This is a genomic window from Pontixanthobacter rizhaonensis (genome assembly GCF_012972675.1).
Classification (GTDB): Bacteria; Pseudomonadota; Alphaproteobacteria; order Sphingomonadales; family Sphingomonadaceae; genus Pontixanthobacter; species Pontixanthobacter rizhaonensis.
On record NZ_JABCRE010000002.1, the window covers coordinates 1,187,608 to 1,204,290 of the forward strand.

General features: G+C 54.9%; 14 protein-coding genes. 3 read left to right on the plus strand and 11 right to left on the minus strand.

Annotated elements, in window-relative coordinates:
- Positions 1 to 141 precede the first annotated feature (141 nt).
- From HKD42_RS05645 to zapE, 3 genes are all read left to right on the plus strand, one after another.
- A complete protein-coding gene (locus HKD42_RS05645; protein WP_170011083.1) occupies positions 142 to 924 on the plus strand; it encodes a succinate dehydrogenase iron-sulfur subunit in 783 nt (260 codons plus the stop codon).
- Between the two features lie 87 nt (positions 925 to 1,011).
- Positions 1,012 to 1,401, plus strand: a complete 390-nt coding sequence (locus tag HKD42_RS05650; protein WP_170011084.1) for a PaaI family thioesterase — start codon at positions 1,012 to 1,014, stop codon at positions 1,399 to 1,401.
- A complete protein-coding gene (zapE, locus tag HKD42_RS05655; RefSeq protein ID WP_170011085.1) occupies positions 1,398 to 2,528 on the plus strand; it encodes a cell division protein ZapE in 1,131 nt (376 codons plus the stop codon). The genes HKD42_RS05650 and zapE overlap by 4 nt, the downstream gene beginning before the upstream one ends.
- A gap of 2 nt (positions 2,529 to 2,530) precedes the next feature.
- On the opposite strand, the gene HKD42_RS05660 is transcribed toward zapE, so the two are convergent.
- The 11 genes from HKD42_RS05660 to HKD42_RS05710 form a co-directional block, all read right to left on the minus strand.
- Positions 2,531 to 3,490, minus strand: coding sequence for a crotonase/enoyl-CoA hydratase family protein (locus HKD42_RS05660; protein WP_246236753.1), 960 nt, complete (start codon positions 3,488 to 3,490; stop codon positions 2,531 to 2,533).
- Between the two features lie 150 nt (positions 3,491 to 3,640).
- Positions 3,641 to 5,539: an XrtA/PEP-CTERM system amidotransferase gene (locus HKD42_RS05665; RefSeq protein ID WP_170011087.1), complete on the minus strand. Its 1,899-nt coding sequence runs from the start codon at positions 5,537 to 5,539 to the stop codon at positions 3,641 to 3,643.
- Positions 5,540 to 5,548: 9 nt separating this feature from the next.
- Positions 5,549 to 7,123: an exosortase A gene (xrtA, locus tag HKD42_RS05670; protein WP_170011089.1), complete on the minus strand. Its 1,575-nt coding sequence runs from the start codon at positions 7,121 to 7,123 to the stop codon at positions 5,549 to 5,551.
- Positions 7,113 to 8,348 (minus strand): TIGR03087 family PEP-CTERM/XrtA system glycosyltransferase, encoded by a 1,236-nt coding sequence (locus HKD42_RS05675; protein WP_246236755.1) that lies wholly within the window; start codon positions 8,346 to 8,348, stop codon positions 7,113 to 7,115. The genes xrtA and HKD42_RS05675 overlap by 11 nt, the downstream gene beginning before the upstream one ends.
- Complete coding sequence (locus HKD42_RS05680) at positions 8,345 to 9,409, minus strand: FemAB family XrtA/PEP-CTERM system-associated protein (RefSeq protein ID WP_170011091.1); 1,065 nt, start codon at positions 9,407 to 9,409, stop codon at positions 8,345 to 8,347. The genes HKD42_RS05675 and HKD42_RS05680 overlap by 4 nt, the downstream gene beginning before the upstream one ends.
- Positions 9,406 to 10,329 carry an XrtA system polysaccharide deacetylase gene (locus HKD42_RS05685; RefSeq protein ID WP_170011093.1) on the minus strand — a complete coding sequence of 308 codons (924 nt, stop codon included), beginning with the start codon at positions 10,327 to 10,329 and terminating at the stop codon, positions 9,406 to 9,408. Before HKD42_RS05685 ends, HKD42_RS05680 begins: the two co-directional genes overlap by 4 nt.
- Before the next feature lie 12 nt (positions 10,330 to 10,341).
- Positions 10,342 to 11,499 (minus strand): XrtA/PEP-CTERM system-associated ATPase, encoded by a 1,158-nt coding sequence (locus HKD42_RS05690; RefSeq protein ID WP_170011094.1) that lies wholly within the window; start codon positions 11,497 to 11,499, stop codon positions 10,342 to 10,344.
- Positions 11,500 to 11,517: 18 nt separating this feature from the next.
- Entirely contained in the window at positions 11,518 to 13,200 is a 1,683-nt protein-coding gene (locus HKD42_RS05695) for a preprotein translocase subunit YajC (protein ID WP_211483495.1), read from the minus strand.
- A 6-nt stretch (positions 13,201 to 13,206) separates the two neighbouring features.
- The gene (locus HKD42_RS05700; protein WP_170011096.1) at positions 13,207 to 14,340 is read right to left on the minus strand and encodes a P-loop NTPase family protein; all 1,134 of its coding nucleotides are present in this window, start codon (positions 14,338 to 14,340) and stop codon (positions 13,207 to 13,209) included.
- A 10-nt stretch (positions 14,341 to 14,350) separates the two neighbouring features.
- Positions 14,351 to 15,871: an XrtA system polysaccharide chain length determinant gene (locus HKD42_RS05705; RefSeq protein ID WP_170011098.1), complete on the minus strand. Its 1,521-nt coding sequence runs from the start codon at positions 15,869 to 15,871 to the stop codon at positions 14,351 to 14,353.
- A gap of 16 nt (positions 15,872 to 15,887) precedes the next feature.
- Entirely contained in the window at positions 15,888 to 16,529 is a 642-nt protein-coding gene (locus HKD42_RS05710) for an XrtA/PEP-CTERM system exopolysaccharide export protein (RefSeq protein ID WP_170011100.1), read from the minus strand.
- Between the last annotated feature and the right edge of the window lie 154 nt (positions 16,530 to 16,683).

Here is a 16,683-nt window from a genome sequence, read left to right on the forward strand (position 1 = left end):
AGTTCATAGGCTGCACAGACCAACCGGCTGAATTGATGCACATGTAGCAACACTGTCTGCGAACTCTTCAACACTCACTGCCTTGCTCTCACGCGCAGAAACGTTAGATAGAGCCAGCAAAGAAACAGGATTCACGCGACTATGGCGACTTTCACTCTTCCGAAAAACTCCAAGATCAACGGCAAAGGCGTCAAGCACACCGCCGAAGGTGCTGGCCGAGTGAAATCATTCAAAATCTATCGCTATGATCCCGATACGGGCGAAAACCCCCGTTACGACACTTTCGAAGTGGATCTGGACCAGTGCGGCCCGATGGTTCTTGACGCTCTGTTCAAGATCAAGAACGAGATCGACCCGACACTGACTTTCCGCCGGTCCTGCCGTGAAGGTATTTGCGGTTCCTGCGCGATGAATATGAACGGTAAGAACGGCCTTGCCTGCACATCGTCAATCGAAGACATGTCCGGCGAAGTCCAGATTACCCCGCTTCCCCATATGGAAGTGATCAAAGATCTGGTCCCTGATTTCACGCATTTCTACGCGCAATATGCGTCTATCCGTCCTTGGTTGCAGGCTGTGACGCCGACACCAAGCGGCAAAGAACGGCTGCAAAGCCCGGAGCAGCGCGAGCAGCTTGACGGCCTGTATGAGTGCATTCTGTGCGCCTGTTGCTCGACCAGCTGCCCATCATACTGGTGGAATAGCGACAAGTTCCTTGGCCCTGCCATCTTGTTGCAAGCCTATCGTTGGCTCGCTGATAGCCGTGATGAAATGACGGGTGAGCGCCTGAACGAGTTGGAAGATCCCTTCCGCCTCTATCGCTGCCACACCATCATGAACTGCGCCAATGTTTGCCCGAAAGGGTTGAGCCCCGCCAAAGCGATCGCAGAGACCAAGAAAATGATGGCGGAGCGGACGATCTAAGCCTTCGGATTTCAAACCGTGCGCGCGCCGCCTGATTTCTTTACCTACCATCCAATCCCTGACCAACCCGGCTGGTATTCTTGGGATATGAAAGACAATTCCCGGTTCAACACGCAAGTGATGGGCCCGATGATGGTGCGTCAAGAAGGCAATAAATGCCGGTTGCGGATGATGCCTGAGCACAGGCATACTAATCTGCAAGATATGATCCACGGTGCCGTTACGCTGTCTCTCATCGATATCTCGTTATTTTCCGCAATGCATGTTTTGCGCGAGAGTGAGGCAGGCATGGCGGTAACTCTTGAACTTTCGACCCAGTTTATCGGAGCCGGAAAACCGACTGAACCTCTGGACGCAGTTGTTGAGGTGATGCGGGAAACTGGCAAGTTGATGTTCATGCGCGGCGAAGTGGCGCAAGGCGATCATCTGGTGGCCGCTTTTTCAGGCTTAGTCCGCAAAGCTACAGCCAAGAAATGACTGGTTCTCCAGTCTCTCGATATGAAGAGCTTGTCGCAGCTGGTGAGCTGAAGTCTGATCCAGAACAACAGACCGCTGCACGCCGGCTCGCCCAATTGCGGCATGAACTGGCAACCCAATCTCCAACTGGATTTCTCGGCAGGTTATTTGGGAAAGCCCCCCCTTCCCCCCGCGGTATCTATATGTGGGGCGGCGTGGGTCGGGGAAAATCCATGCTGATGGACCTATTTCACGAATCCTTGGCCATAGAACAGAAAAGACGCGTCCACTTTCATGCCTTCATGCTAGAGGTCCATGCACTGTTGCGGAAAGAACGGAAAAAGGAACAAGGCGATCCAATCCCGCCAGTTGCAGCCACGATTGCCCGAAATGTCCGATGTCTCGCCTTCGATGAAATGGTGGTCAATAATTCCGCGGATGCGATGATCATGAGCCGTCTGTTCAAGGCTCTAATCGTGGATGAAGGCGTTACCGTGGTGAGCACTTCCAACCGCGCGCCAAGCGAACTTTATAAAGACGGTCTGAACCGTGAGCATTTCCTGCCTTTCATCGATCTGATTGAAGACAGGTTGGACGTAATGCCGCTCAACGGGCCAGTCGATTACCGGCTAGAGCGGCTCGCTGGTATTGATAGCTGGCACACCCCGCTGGGCGATGCAGCAACCGCACAAGTTCGTGAGGCGTTTTTTCGGCTGACGGATTACTCCCCCGACGATGCCGATAACGTACCTTCCGCTGATCTTGATCTGGGCGGCGGACGAAAGCTGCATGTTCCACGCGCGCTTAAAGGCGTGGCTGTATTCAGCTTTAGTCGTCTTTGCAAAGAGCCGCGCGGAGCGAGTGATTACCTAGCAATTGCAAGGACATATCACTCAGTCATCATAGTTGGAATACCCACGCTTGGCCCTGAGGACCGGAACGAGGCTGCGCGCTTTGTTACTCTGATTGATGCGCTTTACGAATACAGGGTGAAATTGTTCGTCACCGCAGCAGCAGAACCCGAAACGCTCTATCAAGCAGGCGATGGCAGTTTCGAGTTTGAACGCACAGTCAGCCGCTTGATGGAAATGCAAAGCGACGATTACATGGCGCTAGGCCATGGTGTTGAAGAAAATCCCAATATCTGAAGTCAGGCTGCGTTAGCGAGCCGTTGCTGCGCGGATGCCAGACGAGTCATGACTTTCAAATCGCGTTCGCTAAGTTGCAGTGCGGCGTCAGCCCAAAGCTCCGTAATCCGGTTAAGCTCTTCCAGCTCCAAACCCCAGGAGACCTTCATTGCCTTCCGCGCATTGACCATTCCTGCATGGCGACGGTCCGACTTTTTGATGAAGTCACGGCACACTGTCAGGCCTTCACCCTTTTCCGCTAGGTGGTGGACTATCCCCAGATCATACATCTGTTCGGCAGTGTATGTCTCATTGGAAACAATCAAACGATCAGCCATCGCGCTGCCTAGCTTGCGAGACAGGAACGCGTGCGCGCCCATACCCGGGAACAGGCCAAACATAATCTCTGGCAGGCCGAACGTGGCACCCCGTTCTGCAACAATGTAATCAAAAGATAGCAATGCCTCGAACCCGCCGCCCAATGCAGAGCCTTCGACCAGACCGATGGTAAGCATCGGAATATCAAGCGTATTCATATTACGGTGCAGTATCTCACAGCACCGGTGGCCATAGCGTTCAAGACCAGCCCGGTCGCGATCCCGGATCAGTTCGTGGAATAGCTTCAAATCACCGCCGAAACAAAAGACATCCGGCGCGCGACTGCCCAAAACTAAGAATTTGAGCGGAATTTTCCCTGGACCGAACTTCGTGCCAATCAATGACTGCCACTGTTCAAAATCGGCCAACATAGTGCGTGTAAAACTGGGTCTGCCACTGGGCCGCATATAGGACCACAACGTTTGGGTGTCTTCTTGATAGAGGACATCCAGTTCTTTCAGAGACAGCAGCTCATCAGGAGTTACAGGCGATGCTCGCTCAGCAATGAGCGATTGATCGCTGTCCGCATCCATTGGCAGCGCACTATCTGTTCCGGAAGTCACGGTAACCGCACCCTCCGTTAATCTCGACGTCATCCGATCCATTTGCGACCCCCTCGTGGGTGAATTCGGTTACTCGCTGTTACAAAGCTAGTCAGACACCACTTGCTTGGCAAATGAATAATTTCCAGATTCGATTTGAGGACGTCCCGAAAAAGGGCAGTGGGCAAGTATTGATATCGCCGTTTCAGCGATTTATCCCGCAATACTCAGATGATCTATTGATTTATCAAGCATCATTAGCTGCCAAAGAATTCGGCCATAGTCCGATTTACCCGAAATATGATCCTCGATGATCCCCGAAAGAACTTTGTTGTCGAACCAGCCGGTCCGAGCGAGCCCTGCACCGCTAACGATCCCGCGTGCTTCGGCTGCCAATGGCCCGCGAAACCATTCTGAAATCGGGGTCACAAAACCCTGCTTCGGACGGTAGAGAATATCTTGCGGCAAATACCGTTCCATGGTGTTTTTGATCAGCCACTTACCCTGCGTACCTTTTATACGCGCCTTGTGCGGCAGTGCTGCGCCAAACTCGATCAAGCGATGATCAAGCAACGGTTCGCGGGCCTCAAGCCCGACAGACATGCTCGCCCGGTCGACCTTGGTGAGGATGTCCCCCTGCAACCAGAACTTAAGATCGGCATATTGCGCGCGGTCCAAACCGGATTGAGCGGGTGCATTACGCATCATCTCGATCAATGGTTGTTCGGCGCGGTAATCCCCCAATTGCCGTGTTAGTTTATCAGAGAACAAGTGCTCCCTGAGCTCAGGCGGTATCACAGAAAGCGATCGAGCGTATCCAACTGCACCATCCTCCGCGAGCGATAATAGCGTCGACTTCGCCCGGAGGGGACGCGGTGCCCAGTCCGCCTTTGGCCAGACAGCCCCAAGCGATCCGAATAGCGGTTTCCGCAGACCAGCAGGGATAATCCCCCTCGCCTGCTCCTCTCGGGCGTGGAAAACCTGCCTGCGATAACCGGCAAAGGCTTCATCAGCGCCATCGCCCGATAGTGCCACCGTGACATGTTCCCTAGCCAATTCACACACCCGAAGTGTGGGCAGCGCAGAAGCATCCGCGAACGGTTCGTCGTAAATTTGTACTAAGCGATCAATGGCATGAAAATCGTTAGGATCGACTATCCGGCTATGGTGGCTTGTCCCAAACTGTTTCGCGACAGTTTCGGCATAGCCAGTCTCATCCAAAGCCGCGACGTCAAACCCGATTGAGCAGGTAGTGACAGGATCCTGTGTCGCTTCTGACATCAAGGCGACAACGCTGGATGAATCGACCCCGCCAGACAAGAACGCCCCAAGCGGCACATCGGCCTGCATCCGGGAGGTCACGCCGTCGCGCATATGATGCAGCAGTTCAGCAGACAGGTCCGCTACACTGCCCTGTTTTCTATTAGAAAAATCAACGTCCCACCATTGCCGCGGGGGTGCTGGCTGTGTGCCGTGCTTCAGCAGCCGAAAATGGCCGGCAGGCAGTTTCTCGACACCCTTCAGTATCGAACGATGATCGGGCACGTAGCCCCATGTCATATAGTCTTCGACCGCGCGCGGATCTGCTTCACGTCGCAGCAGCGGATGGACAAGCAGCCCTTTGAGCTCCGATGCAAAGGCAAGGCTGCCGTCGCTTAACTCCGCCATAAATAGCGGTTTAACGCCCAACCGATCCCGCGCGAGCAGGAGCTCTTTACGTTTCAAATCATACAGCGCGAAGGCAAACATACCGTTCAGGCGATCAAGACAATCAACACCCCAACGTTGCCAGGCGGCAAGGATTACTTCCGTGTCGCCATCTGTCCGGAATACTGCCCCCTGTCCTTCCAGTTCGCGGCGCAGTTCGCGGAAATTGTATATCTCGCCATTAAAGACGATCACAGCATCACCATCCGCCGAATGCATCGGTTGGGGCGAGCCTTCTAAATCAATGATAGAAAGACGCCGGTGCCCAAGGCCAATACCGGCAGCGGTCCAAACCCCGGAGCCATCTGGCCCGCGATGGGCGATCGCGTCGCACATCCGAACGACCCGGCTGGGGTCAACCGGCTTGGGTACACCGCAATGAAAAATTCCAGCAATTCCGCACATGGCCGCGCTCTAACGAAGACCAACGATGCGGTCTATCCATTCACCTTCATTGTCGATGGAGCGACGGAATGCCGCGATGGAGTCAGCCGGGACTTGCCCATCGCGCTCTTCGGCAGAGATGATCAGCAAAGTGGTCGGTTGAGCGTGCAAGAACAAACGATCTCGCATATTGGACAGTTTGAGGCCAATCGCACGACCGGTTAGCAAATTGCCCGTGCGGTAGGATGTTTCCGCCCTCCGCTTCACACTGCCATGAGCCAGCAGGTAATCGCCCTTGGCACTGCCATCAGTTTGCGCAGGCGCCAGCCACCGCCATGGGGTGTCCGGGATCAAAGCACCTTCGCCGTCTGCGCTGGCTTCTTTTCCGTCTTCTTGTGCGGAATATAGCGCAATGAACACGTCTACTTCTTGGCCTGCAGCATTGCGGTACCGGCCAAGTAGACGATGGTCAGCCCCGCTTGCTGTGGGTGCCCAGGGAACGACGGGTGCATAGTCAACTTGCGTCCATCCCTCTATCTGGGGAAGTTCTATGCTGTCTGGCAACTCCGCTTCAAGCTGTGACGCCACAACATTCCAAACGCCCATAACGACAATCAGTGCGAGCGCGCTCGCAATGGCAGCCTTGGGCGCGATAGTCCGCGCCTGTAGCCACTGAAACCAGCGATAGTCTTCTATCGTAGGTGTATCATCGCCCAGATCATCGGGATCGCGATCAAAGTACCGCCAAAACACAGCAAGCAATGCCGCCACCACCACTGCAAAGAAAACCCAGCCATAGACAACATGGTCAAAACCTTCCGCGAAGGCGATACCCTGCGATTGAGCGATGTAGATCGTACCCCAAGCACGCACTCCGTTTGCAAGAATGGGCAGCGCAATAGCAGCAGTCATAAATGCGATACGGCGCTTCCAACTGCTGAAGCAGCTATAGGTTACCAGGGTTCCCAATGCGATCATCGCGATCAGGAACTTTACGCCAGAACAGGCCTCAGCCACCTCGAACAGACCCGCAGGTGTATCGATAAACACACCATCAATAATCGCTGGAATACCGCTCCACTCGGTCAAAGCGATCACCAGTTTTGCGGTGATCATCTGTAACGCAGGAACCAATTCATCCCCGAAAGGCACCAGGAACAGCATATAGGCCAGCGGGAACAGATTTGCTGTGGCTACCCGCGGACCAAGCACCAACACGACCGCCGATTGAAGCGCAACCACGGCACCAAGCTGGCTAACCGTGTTTACTCCGGCCAGTGAACCGATCAGCCAAATGAATAGCGATCCACCGAGAGGCACTAGCGCTGGCCACCATGCCTGCGGCACCAGTTTCGCAAGGTCGCTCGCCCGGGAATAGACAAGCCATCCGACAATGAACGGGACAAACAAGATGTGGTTATAAGTGGATATATTCCACCACTTATCGGCCATCACCCACCAATCACCAGCGGTTAAAGCCAGTATGGCAACCCAGACCACGCCCAGTTGCAACAAGGCTACGCGCCAGGCATCTGGCACCCCGTCAAGCCACCGAGTAAGCCATTCGCTTGATCGGAGCTGCCCGGCCGACACGTCAGGCTGCATTGCGCTCACCTGTAGACAGGTCGAAACCACAAATGCTCGCTAACGGGGAGAGCATCGCAGACCAACTTTGTTCTGTGGTCACATAACGCCGAGCGGCTGCGGCCATTTGCAGTGATTTAGGCCCGTCGGATAGAAGATCCAACGCAGCAGCGATGAGGTCTTGATCATCGTCACCAATCGCGAAGTGATCGCCATCGACTGCATCAATGCCGGTTGCCGCTTCGCTGGATAGCACAACTGGCCGCGCCATAGCCATGGCCTCCAGAACTTTGTTCTGGACACCCCGCGCAATCTCGAGCGGCGCCATGACGATATCCGCTCCGGCTAGAAACGGTCGGACATCAGGCACTTCGCCCCAAACGCGAATACCATCCTGACCATCCCGCGCAGTCAATTTGCTAACGGGTGCACGGCCAACAAGGTGGAACGTAGCATCCGGATGAACCGCTCGGATGGCTGGAAGGATGCGATCCATCACACGGATGGCAGCGCCGATATTGGGTGCGTAATCCATCTGGCCTGTAAACACGATGTTTGGCCCAGTGGATGCAGCAAGGTCCGGCTGTGGTGCGACTGTTGATGGATTGAAGAAGTCGAAATCAATGCCGTTGCGAATAGCGGCTACCTGATGCGCCGCCGGATCAGATATTCGGGAACGGAATAGCTCCGCCTCGACATCACTGATCAAAACGGTTGTATCCGCTCTGTCAGATAGTGCCTCTTCAACGCCAGACAGTAGCTTGCCTTCACGGGCATCAATCCAGCGTCTGGGCCAAGAACCGTCTTTGGCATATGCTTCAAATTTTGCGGAATCCACATCGCACAGATCAACAACAACACGGCCTTTGAATGAAGCCGGGATATACTGACCCATCTGGCCGGAAAATACGACAATGGTTTGGATGGTTTGTTGGCGCAATGTGCGTCCAACCCAATCATGAATATCCCGATGTCCGAAGGCCGTCAGGCTTACCGGGTTGCCCGAAGCCAATGCTTCCAGACCTGCTCGAACCATCGATTTTGATCGGCGCACAAGGCAATGGCTTGATGCCACCGCCGCCAGCTCGTGCTCATGGGTAAAGTCAGCGTCTGTATCACCAAAACACGCCACGTGGACGGCCGCGATGTCAGCCAGAGACTTTAGCAAATGATGAGACCGGATTTTGTCACCACGATCAGGCGGAAATGGCATCCGGTGTGCCAAAAACAGAATGTCACCCATCATGCCAATCCCTTGGCAATCATGGGTCCTATCAAATTGGCAACTGGCAGAGGGAGCTTCTTCCACAAAGCGATCTTCGCGGAATATGCTTCATTATTCGGATTGATATCGCGGCGCTGGTGCCCTGCGGCGGTCCAGCTTGCATAGGCAAGCGGTTCTGGCTCGAAACCCCAGTTCTTCTTGTAAGAATACGGCCCACTGCCAGTTTTGGATCGACCAAAGTCAAACCGGTCACAGCCCCGTTTCCGGGCGTGGCACATAAGCTCGTAATACATCCGCTCATTTGCGCGCAGATGGCGGGCGGCAAAGGTACCCCCACCCCAATATGGATATACTGTATTTTGGTGATAGAGGGACAATACGCTCGCCACAGGAATGTTGTTATTCCAGACCGTCAAAATATCCGCCTGTTTACCAAACGTGCAAAGCACCGCATTGAACAGGCTGCGCGGAAACACCGGCGTACCCAGATTATGCACGCTTTGGGCATATACTGAGTAATGCGCGGCACGGTCGCGCTCTAAAGTTCCGACGGTAACTTTGAGATCGTTCTTAAGGCTCTTACGTACTTCAGCGCGCTGTTTACGCGGTACGGCGAGCAACTGAGCCTCATCATCATCGGCCAAATCACTGACAAAGCCGCAGTGGCTATCGTTCCACGAATTCCAATCCGCCGGGGCATGGCCGCCGCGCAGTTCGACTGTCGGGCAAGATGACCGGATCGCGAGTTCCTCAGCCATGCGGCACAAATTTTCAGCGGTTTCCGGTGTCTCTGCGAGTGGTCCGCCATCCACCCCGAACCCGCTCGATACTAGAGCGCGACCGAAGATCGGCGAATGGGCCTCTGTCAATGGCAACCAACCCGTCAGCTGGCCACATTTCTCGGCCACGATCCCAGTTGCTTTCTGGCCTGTACCCTTGGCAATGGCTTGTAACCATGCAGGACGGTGGAAAGGTGTCCCGCGCATCTCTGCGACAAAGCCCTCCAGCCGCGCCAGTTCACCTGGGTCGCGAAGATCAACGAGGGAAACGCTTTCAGTGCTCAAGGGGAATGGCGCATTCATGCTGGTTCGACTTGTACCGTTTTTAGGAATGCACGGCTATCCAGCTCGGTCGCCAATGCAGCTTCACGGAAGGCAATCAGATCCATTCTGCCCCATGCAAAGTCTTCCACCAGTTTCGTTAGCTTGGGCGCCATCTTGTCCAGATTGGTATAATGCCGCAGCCGTGATTTTACCGGTGCTCCTGGTACACGCGGTTGATCGGGATCAACCTCCCAAGGGTGAAAATAGAATATTGCCGGACGCTGGTCTTGGGTATTCACTTGCCGAATAGCCCAACGCGAAAATGCATATGGCAGGACGCGGAAGAAACCTCCGCCGCCGGCTGCAACGCGCTTACCGCCTAATATGGCCGTCGTTACCGGTATTTCGATCAGGTCAGACGTTGATAGCGGCTTAAATGCAAAGCGCGGCGCATCACGCCAACCGTAATGGTCATGAACGATCGGAGCGACACTGGAAGAATAGCTATATCCCTGCTCGGCCAGTTCTTCATAGGCCCAAGGAGTACGCTGATCGATAGAAAAGCTTGGCGCACGGTAACCGCTGACACGCTGGCCAGTGGTGTCTTCCAATATCTTGCGAGCCTTTAGGATGTCTTCCCCAAAAGCTTTGCGGTCAAAATTGAACACGCGCGCGTGATCATAGCCGTGACTGGCGATTTCATGGCCTGATTGCGCAATGCGCCGCATAATTGGTGCTGCGCGCTCCGCCACCCAGCCGAGTGTAAAGAAGGTAGCCTTGACGCCGGCAGCATCAAAAAGGTCAAGAATACGCGCCACATTATCTTCAACGCGTAACGCCAGATTATCCCAGTCATCACGGGCAATCACATCTTCAAATGCCCCGACTTGAAACCAGTCTTCAACATCAACCGACAAGCCGTTGACGATCGGTGCAGGCGTAATTTCCGAATGTTCCATCGGCCCTACCCCCTACGCCGCGACGCGAGGAGGAGTACCGCTTTCGACCCACTCGATCAGCATTGTCAGAATATGGCGAACCATACGCTCTTGCTCCTCAAGTCGGGCTTCAAGGGTAGCGATTTTTTCAACGGTTTCAGCTGGGACATTGCTACCGCCACTTTCTTCCACCTTGCGTGAAAGCTCGACAACAGCCTGCTGTAGCTCGACAATCTGGGCATCGCGCTCTGCCAAAGCGCCAGCAAGATCTGCCGGTGCGGCTGCGGCGACCTGCGGTGCCCCCATATGCTTGACCGGGCCCGGTGCTGGCGCAGGCGCCAGTTTCTGCATCGGCTTAGGCGCAGCTTCAGGAAACGTGTTGTCGCTCTGCATCTCTTTGAGAACAGAACTCAACATTGCATTATCAATACGGGTGCGTTGTTCGACAGCGCCGAGCAACAGCAAACGCGTGACAACTTGGTTGACCCGGCGCGGGATACCATCAGTTGCTTCATAGAGGCCCGCGAAGACACGTTGATCGAAATCGGGATTGCCTTCCCAACCAACACATTCAAGACGGTGCTTGATGTAGGGTTCTATTTCGCCTGGCTCCATTGAGCCGAGGTGATGCGCAGCAATAACCCGCTGACGGAGTTGCTCCAATTCGCTATGTTCAGCCAGAACTTGTTTGAACTCTGGTTGCCCCAGCAGCAGCACCTGCAGCAGCGGGTGTGAACCGAGTTGGAAGTTCGACAGCATCCGCAGCTCTTCCAGCGCTTCCACAGAAAGGTTCTGGGATTCGTCGACAACAAGCATCGTCCGGCGGCCTTCACGCGCTTCCTCGTGCAAGAAGTTCTCGATTGCACCGAGCGCAGTCGCCTTGTCATGACCTTCGACTTCCAGACCGAAGCTTTGGGCAGCAATATGGACAAGTTCATCGCCATCAAGATTGCTGGTCACAACTTGACCGACAGTCATCTGATTGCGGTCAATCTTCTGCATCAAGTGAGCAACGAGAGTTGATTTACCCGCACCGACTTCACCGGTGATGACAATGAAGCCCTCGCTCTGCGCCATGCCATAGCCCAAGTATGACAGCGCCTTGCGGTGCGTCGCACTCTCGAAATAAAAATTCGGATCTGGGGTCAGCTGGAACGGGCGCGCCGTCAAACCATAAAAATCGTCAAACATTCTGAATTATCCCCTGGATCAGAAATCGTACCGCAGGCCAAGCAAGGCCGACGCAGTGGTGAAGTCTTCGCTCGCGATGTCGCTATCGAGATGATCAACAGAAATCGCTGCGCGCGCTGACAAACGAGAAGTTAGGTTCCGGCGATAAGCAGCAGAAGCGCCAACGGCCAAGACGTCACCCGACAAGTCAAACCCGCTCTGGATCAATGTCGCATACGCATTGGTTGAGAAGCTTGAATTGCGGTCGATCTGGCCGTTCAGGAAGACTGTTCCGTAGTAGCTTTCATCAACGGTGCCATTTGCAGCTGCCAGAACAGTATTGTTGCCAGCAATGAACTCACGTTCATCATATCCGGCGCCTACACCTGCTGTTAGCCCCCCGACAGTTGCCTGGTAACCAAGACCTACACCGCGGGACCGGAATACCGATGACCGGACAGAGCCAAACGCACTACCAAGGTTGGCTGTGCCGTCTGCACCGGTAACGCTGCCGGTAAAGTCACCCGTCAATGGATTACGATTGGCGGCAAATTGCGTCGGGAGATTCGCGAGCGCGTTGTTGAGCTGTGAACCGAAGCCTGAAACTGTGTCGTACACGTTGACGCTGAACGAACTGCGGCTGTCAGGAGCCCAAGCGAAATTGCCGTAATACGTCGTTGAGTCATAGCGGCGGCCAACGGTTGCTTCCAAGCTTGTTCGCGCACTTGGACGCCAAGCTACACCGACATCCCAGATGAGGCCGGAAACGTCATATGCCAACTGGCGCGGCTGCGATGTGTCAGTGACCAAACGGCCATCATCACCCACAACAGGGTCTCCGTTGACGTCAAGCAGCGCGTCCCGGCTGGACACTCCAACATCTTCATAGCCGACCCCGCCAACAACGGCGAAGGTGGTCGTAATTGGAACGGTCACGTCGCCGCGGACGTAAACATCGCGCACACGCTGATCGAGGTTGGAGATATCTTCTTGGTCCCAACCCGCTTCAACGCCGACGCCGACTGGTAAAGCACGCCCTGCGGGTGTTTCCAAACGCAATGCGGCGCTCTGGTTGATACTGTCATCAAATACGTCGAGCGCTTGAGCACCCGGCGCTGCGACAATTGCATCGGGTTGTTCGACGCGGGTATAGCCGATGCGGTAGTTTGCATCGATGTTTACCGGTCCAGCTTCGGTGCTAAGCGTCGGCCCGGCATAAGCAGAATATGTCCGTGTTTCTGTATTGTCGCCGTTCAGAGCGTTGAACGTGGCGCCGCCATTGCCATCAACCCGTGTACGGGCGGCCAAAGCGCCAGCTTCGACGGTCAGTGCGCCGGGGACAACCGAGGCATAACCGCGGGCAATACCGGTAAGAGTGTCACTATCGAGAGCGTCATCATCATACCCGATGTTGCGCTCGTATCGAAGCGAGACCGAACCGCCATTGTTGCGGCCTGTAACAGAGGCATCAACCCCGGCAGCGATCTGCGTGTAGGTCACGACATCATCGCCAGGAGACAGCTCCGCAACACCGATCTGCGAGACCTCAATGTAGGGGTCGATCCGCACACGGCTGGAGCGCTGGCCTTGGCTGCCGGACTGGCTTTCTTCGCCGCCGGTCACGCCGTCTCCGAAATCTCCGCCGAAATCCTGCGCGACGGTTGGCGCTGAAAAGCCGATGGCTGCGATGGCGCCTAGCGCCAGAATGGTGTATTTAGTCATGGCGGGTTATTCCCCATATCCATAGTAGGAGCCGAATTTACGGCCGCTTGGGCTGAACTGCGCCGCGTTAAGGAGCAGCTTGATATCCGGACAGGCAGAGAGGAGCTGACACGCATCCTCCAATGCAGATTGTCCGGTCTTGTCTGCACGGGCGACCAACAGCGCTTGTCCAACATGTTGGGCAAGCTCTGCTGCTGGTGATGCAGCCAGTGCAGGTGGAGTGTCGAAAATGACCATTCGGTTAGGTGCACCCATCGTAAACCGATCAAGCACTTCAGCCGTCCGGTCCGCAGCGAGATATTCGCTGTCCGAATTGGTCTGATTGCCAGCGGGTAGAACCCACAGACCCGGAATATCCGTACCGATCACAAGGTCTTCCGGTTTGATGGACGAATCTGCGAGGCAATCCATGAACCCAGCGCCTTTTGGTAAGCCGAGCGTTGACAGAATTGACGGCTTGGCAAAATCGGCATCAACGAGCAGCACTTCGCTGTCACGTTCCGCAGCCATCGCAATCGCCAGGTTCGTCGAACAGAATGTCTTACCTTCGCCTGGATGCGGCGAGCAAACCAGAACACGGCGCGATTCCGCAGTCCCGCGTTCTCTGGCAGCGCTGAGTATCTTACGCTTCACAATCCGGAATTCTTCGATCAGCGCAGTGGTCGCGGCCTCGGGCACGATCATCCCCTGATCGCGCAAATGTTCGCGGTCGATCGGGAACTTTTTACCTGTCAGGGCAATCGGGCCGATCGACTGTTCGACCACCAAATCGGTAGATCCGCGCGGCACCGGCAGGTTTACTACGGGTGCAGCGGCATCGGCCACTGGTTCATACTCGGCAGGGACAGCCGGAACACGGGCTTCAGAAGAAGAACTCGCAGCAGGCTCTGCTGCAGGTTCGGCCTTCTGCTCTGGCGTTTCCACCGGAGCCGCAGTGCGTGCAGCAAGCTCTTCCTGCTTGTCTTGATCAGCCTTTTTGCGCGCTTTCGCCCGCTTCATTTCCCGCTCGGGGAGCTTCCCTTTGATCGGAGTTGCCTTGAACGGGTCAAAGCCAAACGCGCCACTTGCGCGCTCGAACAATGAGCTGTCCTTTGGCTCGTCACCGTCTTCAGGAAGAGGAATATTGCGATGTTCAGTCATAGCTGTTTCCTCACGCCACCATGCCGCGTTGGAGGAACTCCACCGCAAGAAGTAAGATGCAAAGCCCGCCCAAAGCGGCAGAGCCTGCGACGAAGTAGCGCATACGTTTGGCCCGTAACGCACGAGCAGAATCGGTCATCGTTTGTGAAATTGATCCAAGTACCGGCAGGTCCAGTGACCGTTCCAACTTAGACGTTGTTGCGAACGTTGAGCGCAGTTGACCGATAGCAAAGGCGGCACCGACACCAGCGGCAATACCTGCAAACAGGACGCCAATCAGCAACAATGGCCGGTTGGGTGCCGAAGGTGACCGAGGCGTTGTTGGCGGATCAATCACTTCGAATTTGAACGAGCTCCGCTCATTCTCGACCTGGCCGCGCAGCTTCATTTCTTCACGATCTTGAAGCAGTTCGTCATATTTCTTTTTCAGAACTTCATAGTCGCGCCCGATCCGGTTCGCTTCTGCAGCAACTGCCGGTTCGTTAGATTGGCTGGCCATCAATCCAGACAGTTCTGAATTCAATGCCGCTTTACGCGATGCCAAAGCTTGCACATTGGCTTGACGCTCTGCCTTAATGGCAATCAGCGAACTATAAGCTGGGTTGGTTGACCCGACATTGTTCGGATTTTCATTGGCTGCTTGCGTTCTCAATAGGCCAATCTGTTTTTCAAGAGCGACAACATCGGGATGGCTTGATGTCAAACCGCGTGCTTGAAGGGTTGCCATTTGGCCTTGCGCCTGTGCCAGCGCTGCACGCGCACCGCCTTGCGGACCAGCGGTGACCAATGTTCGCGGTGTACCCGCCAATTGACCGTTGATCGCAGCCAGAGCACTTTGCGCGGCTGCTAGATCAGCATCCACATCCCGCACATCCTTACGCAGTATTTGGACGCGGCTGGACAATGTAGTCGTACCGCCAATGAGGTCTGGATTTTCTGCTTCGAACGCCAGACGGCGCGCTTCTGCAGCTTCCAGCTCCAATTTCCGTTCTTCCAATTGCTGGTCCAGGAAAACAATCGTTTCGGCAACGTCACCGCGATTACCTGCAAGGTTTTCTTCGCGGAAAATGTCGATCAATTTTTGAACAACACTTTGCGCCAGTTTGGCGTTGTCAGCATCAGACAGATCGCTCTGTCCGATCTCAGCCTTCAATTCGAAAAGGTTGTCCTCTTCGCTTTTGACGGTGACCTTTTTGGTCAAACCCTCGATGGCGTTCTCCATCTCGAGCTGCGTAGTCACGCCGTCGCCGAGCCGGGTCGAACGAATCACTTTCTCAAGGTTGACGGAGCTCGCCAATGTCTGGCGGATACGCGTGATTTCACGCTCGGTCCCGCCAGCAATCTTCAATTGCTCCGCCAGGACATCATCCAATTGCACGTAAATGCGTGCTTCGGATTCGTACGCGTTGGGAATCAGTGCGACAATCAGCCACCCTAGAACACACACGCCCCAGGCGACCGCCAAAGCAAGCCAACGGCGTTGCCAGACAGTAAAAATCGCTGCGCGAAGATCTTCAAAGACTTCATTCATAGGTCTAGCCGATCCCTCAGAACATGCTTTCCGGGATAATGATCACATCACCCGGTTGGAGGAGAACATTGGCGCGTACATCGCCTTTGCGGAGCAAATCATTGAGCCGCAGCTTGTATTCTTCTTGGCGTGATGTGCCCTTGTTGAAGCGCACCAACTTTGCCTTATTGCCCGAAGCAAATTCTGACAGACCGCCAACGGCAATCATCGCGTCCAACACAGTCATATTCGCACGATATGGCAGAGAAGCAGGTTTGCTGGTCGCGCCGATGATGCGGATTTGCTGGCTGATCGCGCCTTTGGATTCGTTGACGATTACGGAGACCAGCGGCTCTTCAATATACTGGGACAGTTGAAGGCGAATGTCTTGCGCCAGCATCGTCGGTGTTTTTCCGACCGCTGGCATATCCGTAATAAGCGGTGTTGTGATCCGTCCATCGGGCCGGACCTGAATTTCCTCTGCACCAAGTTCCGGGTTACGCCACACGTGGATCGTGATGGTATCCAGCGCACCAATAATATATTCAGAGCTTGGCCCTTCTTGCATAGCAACAAAGGACGCTGGCGGCAGCTGCGTCCCACCACTGGCACAACCCGCCAGAGTCATTGCAGCCAACGCGCTGCCTGCGAGCAATTTCGGAAATCGGTTACTAATCATCTATGCGCATCCTTCCCAGTTAAGGGTCCCCTTGCGGGTCTTGGTGCGGGCTATTTTGTACAGAATGGGAGCTACCCAGTTTCCATACACCCGCGATCTAGGATGCGTTTTCGTCAAAAAGGGTGAATATACCGTTAGCCTTTTTGTGTTTACC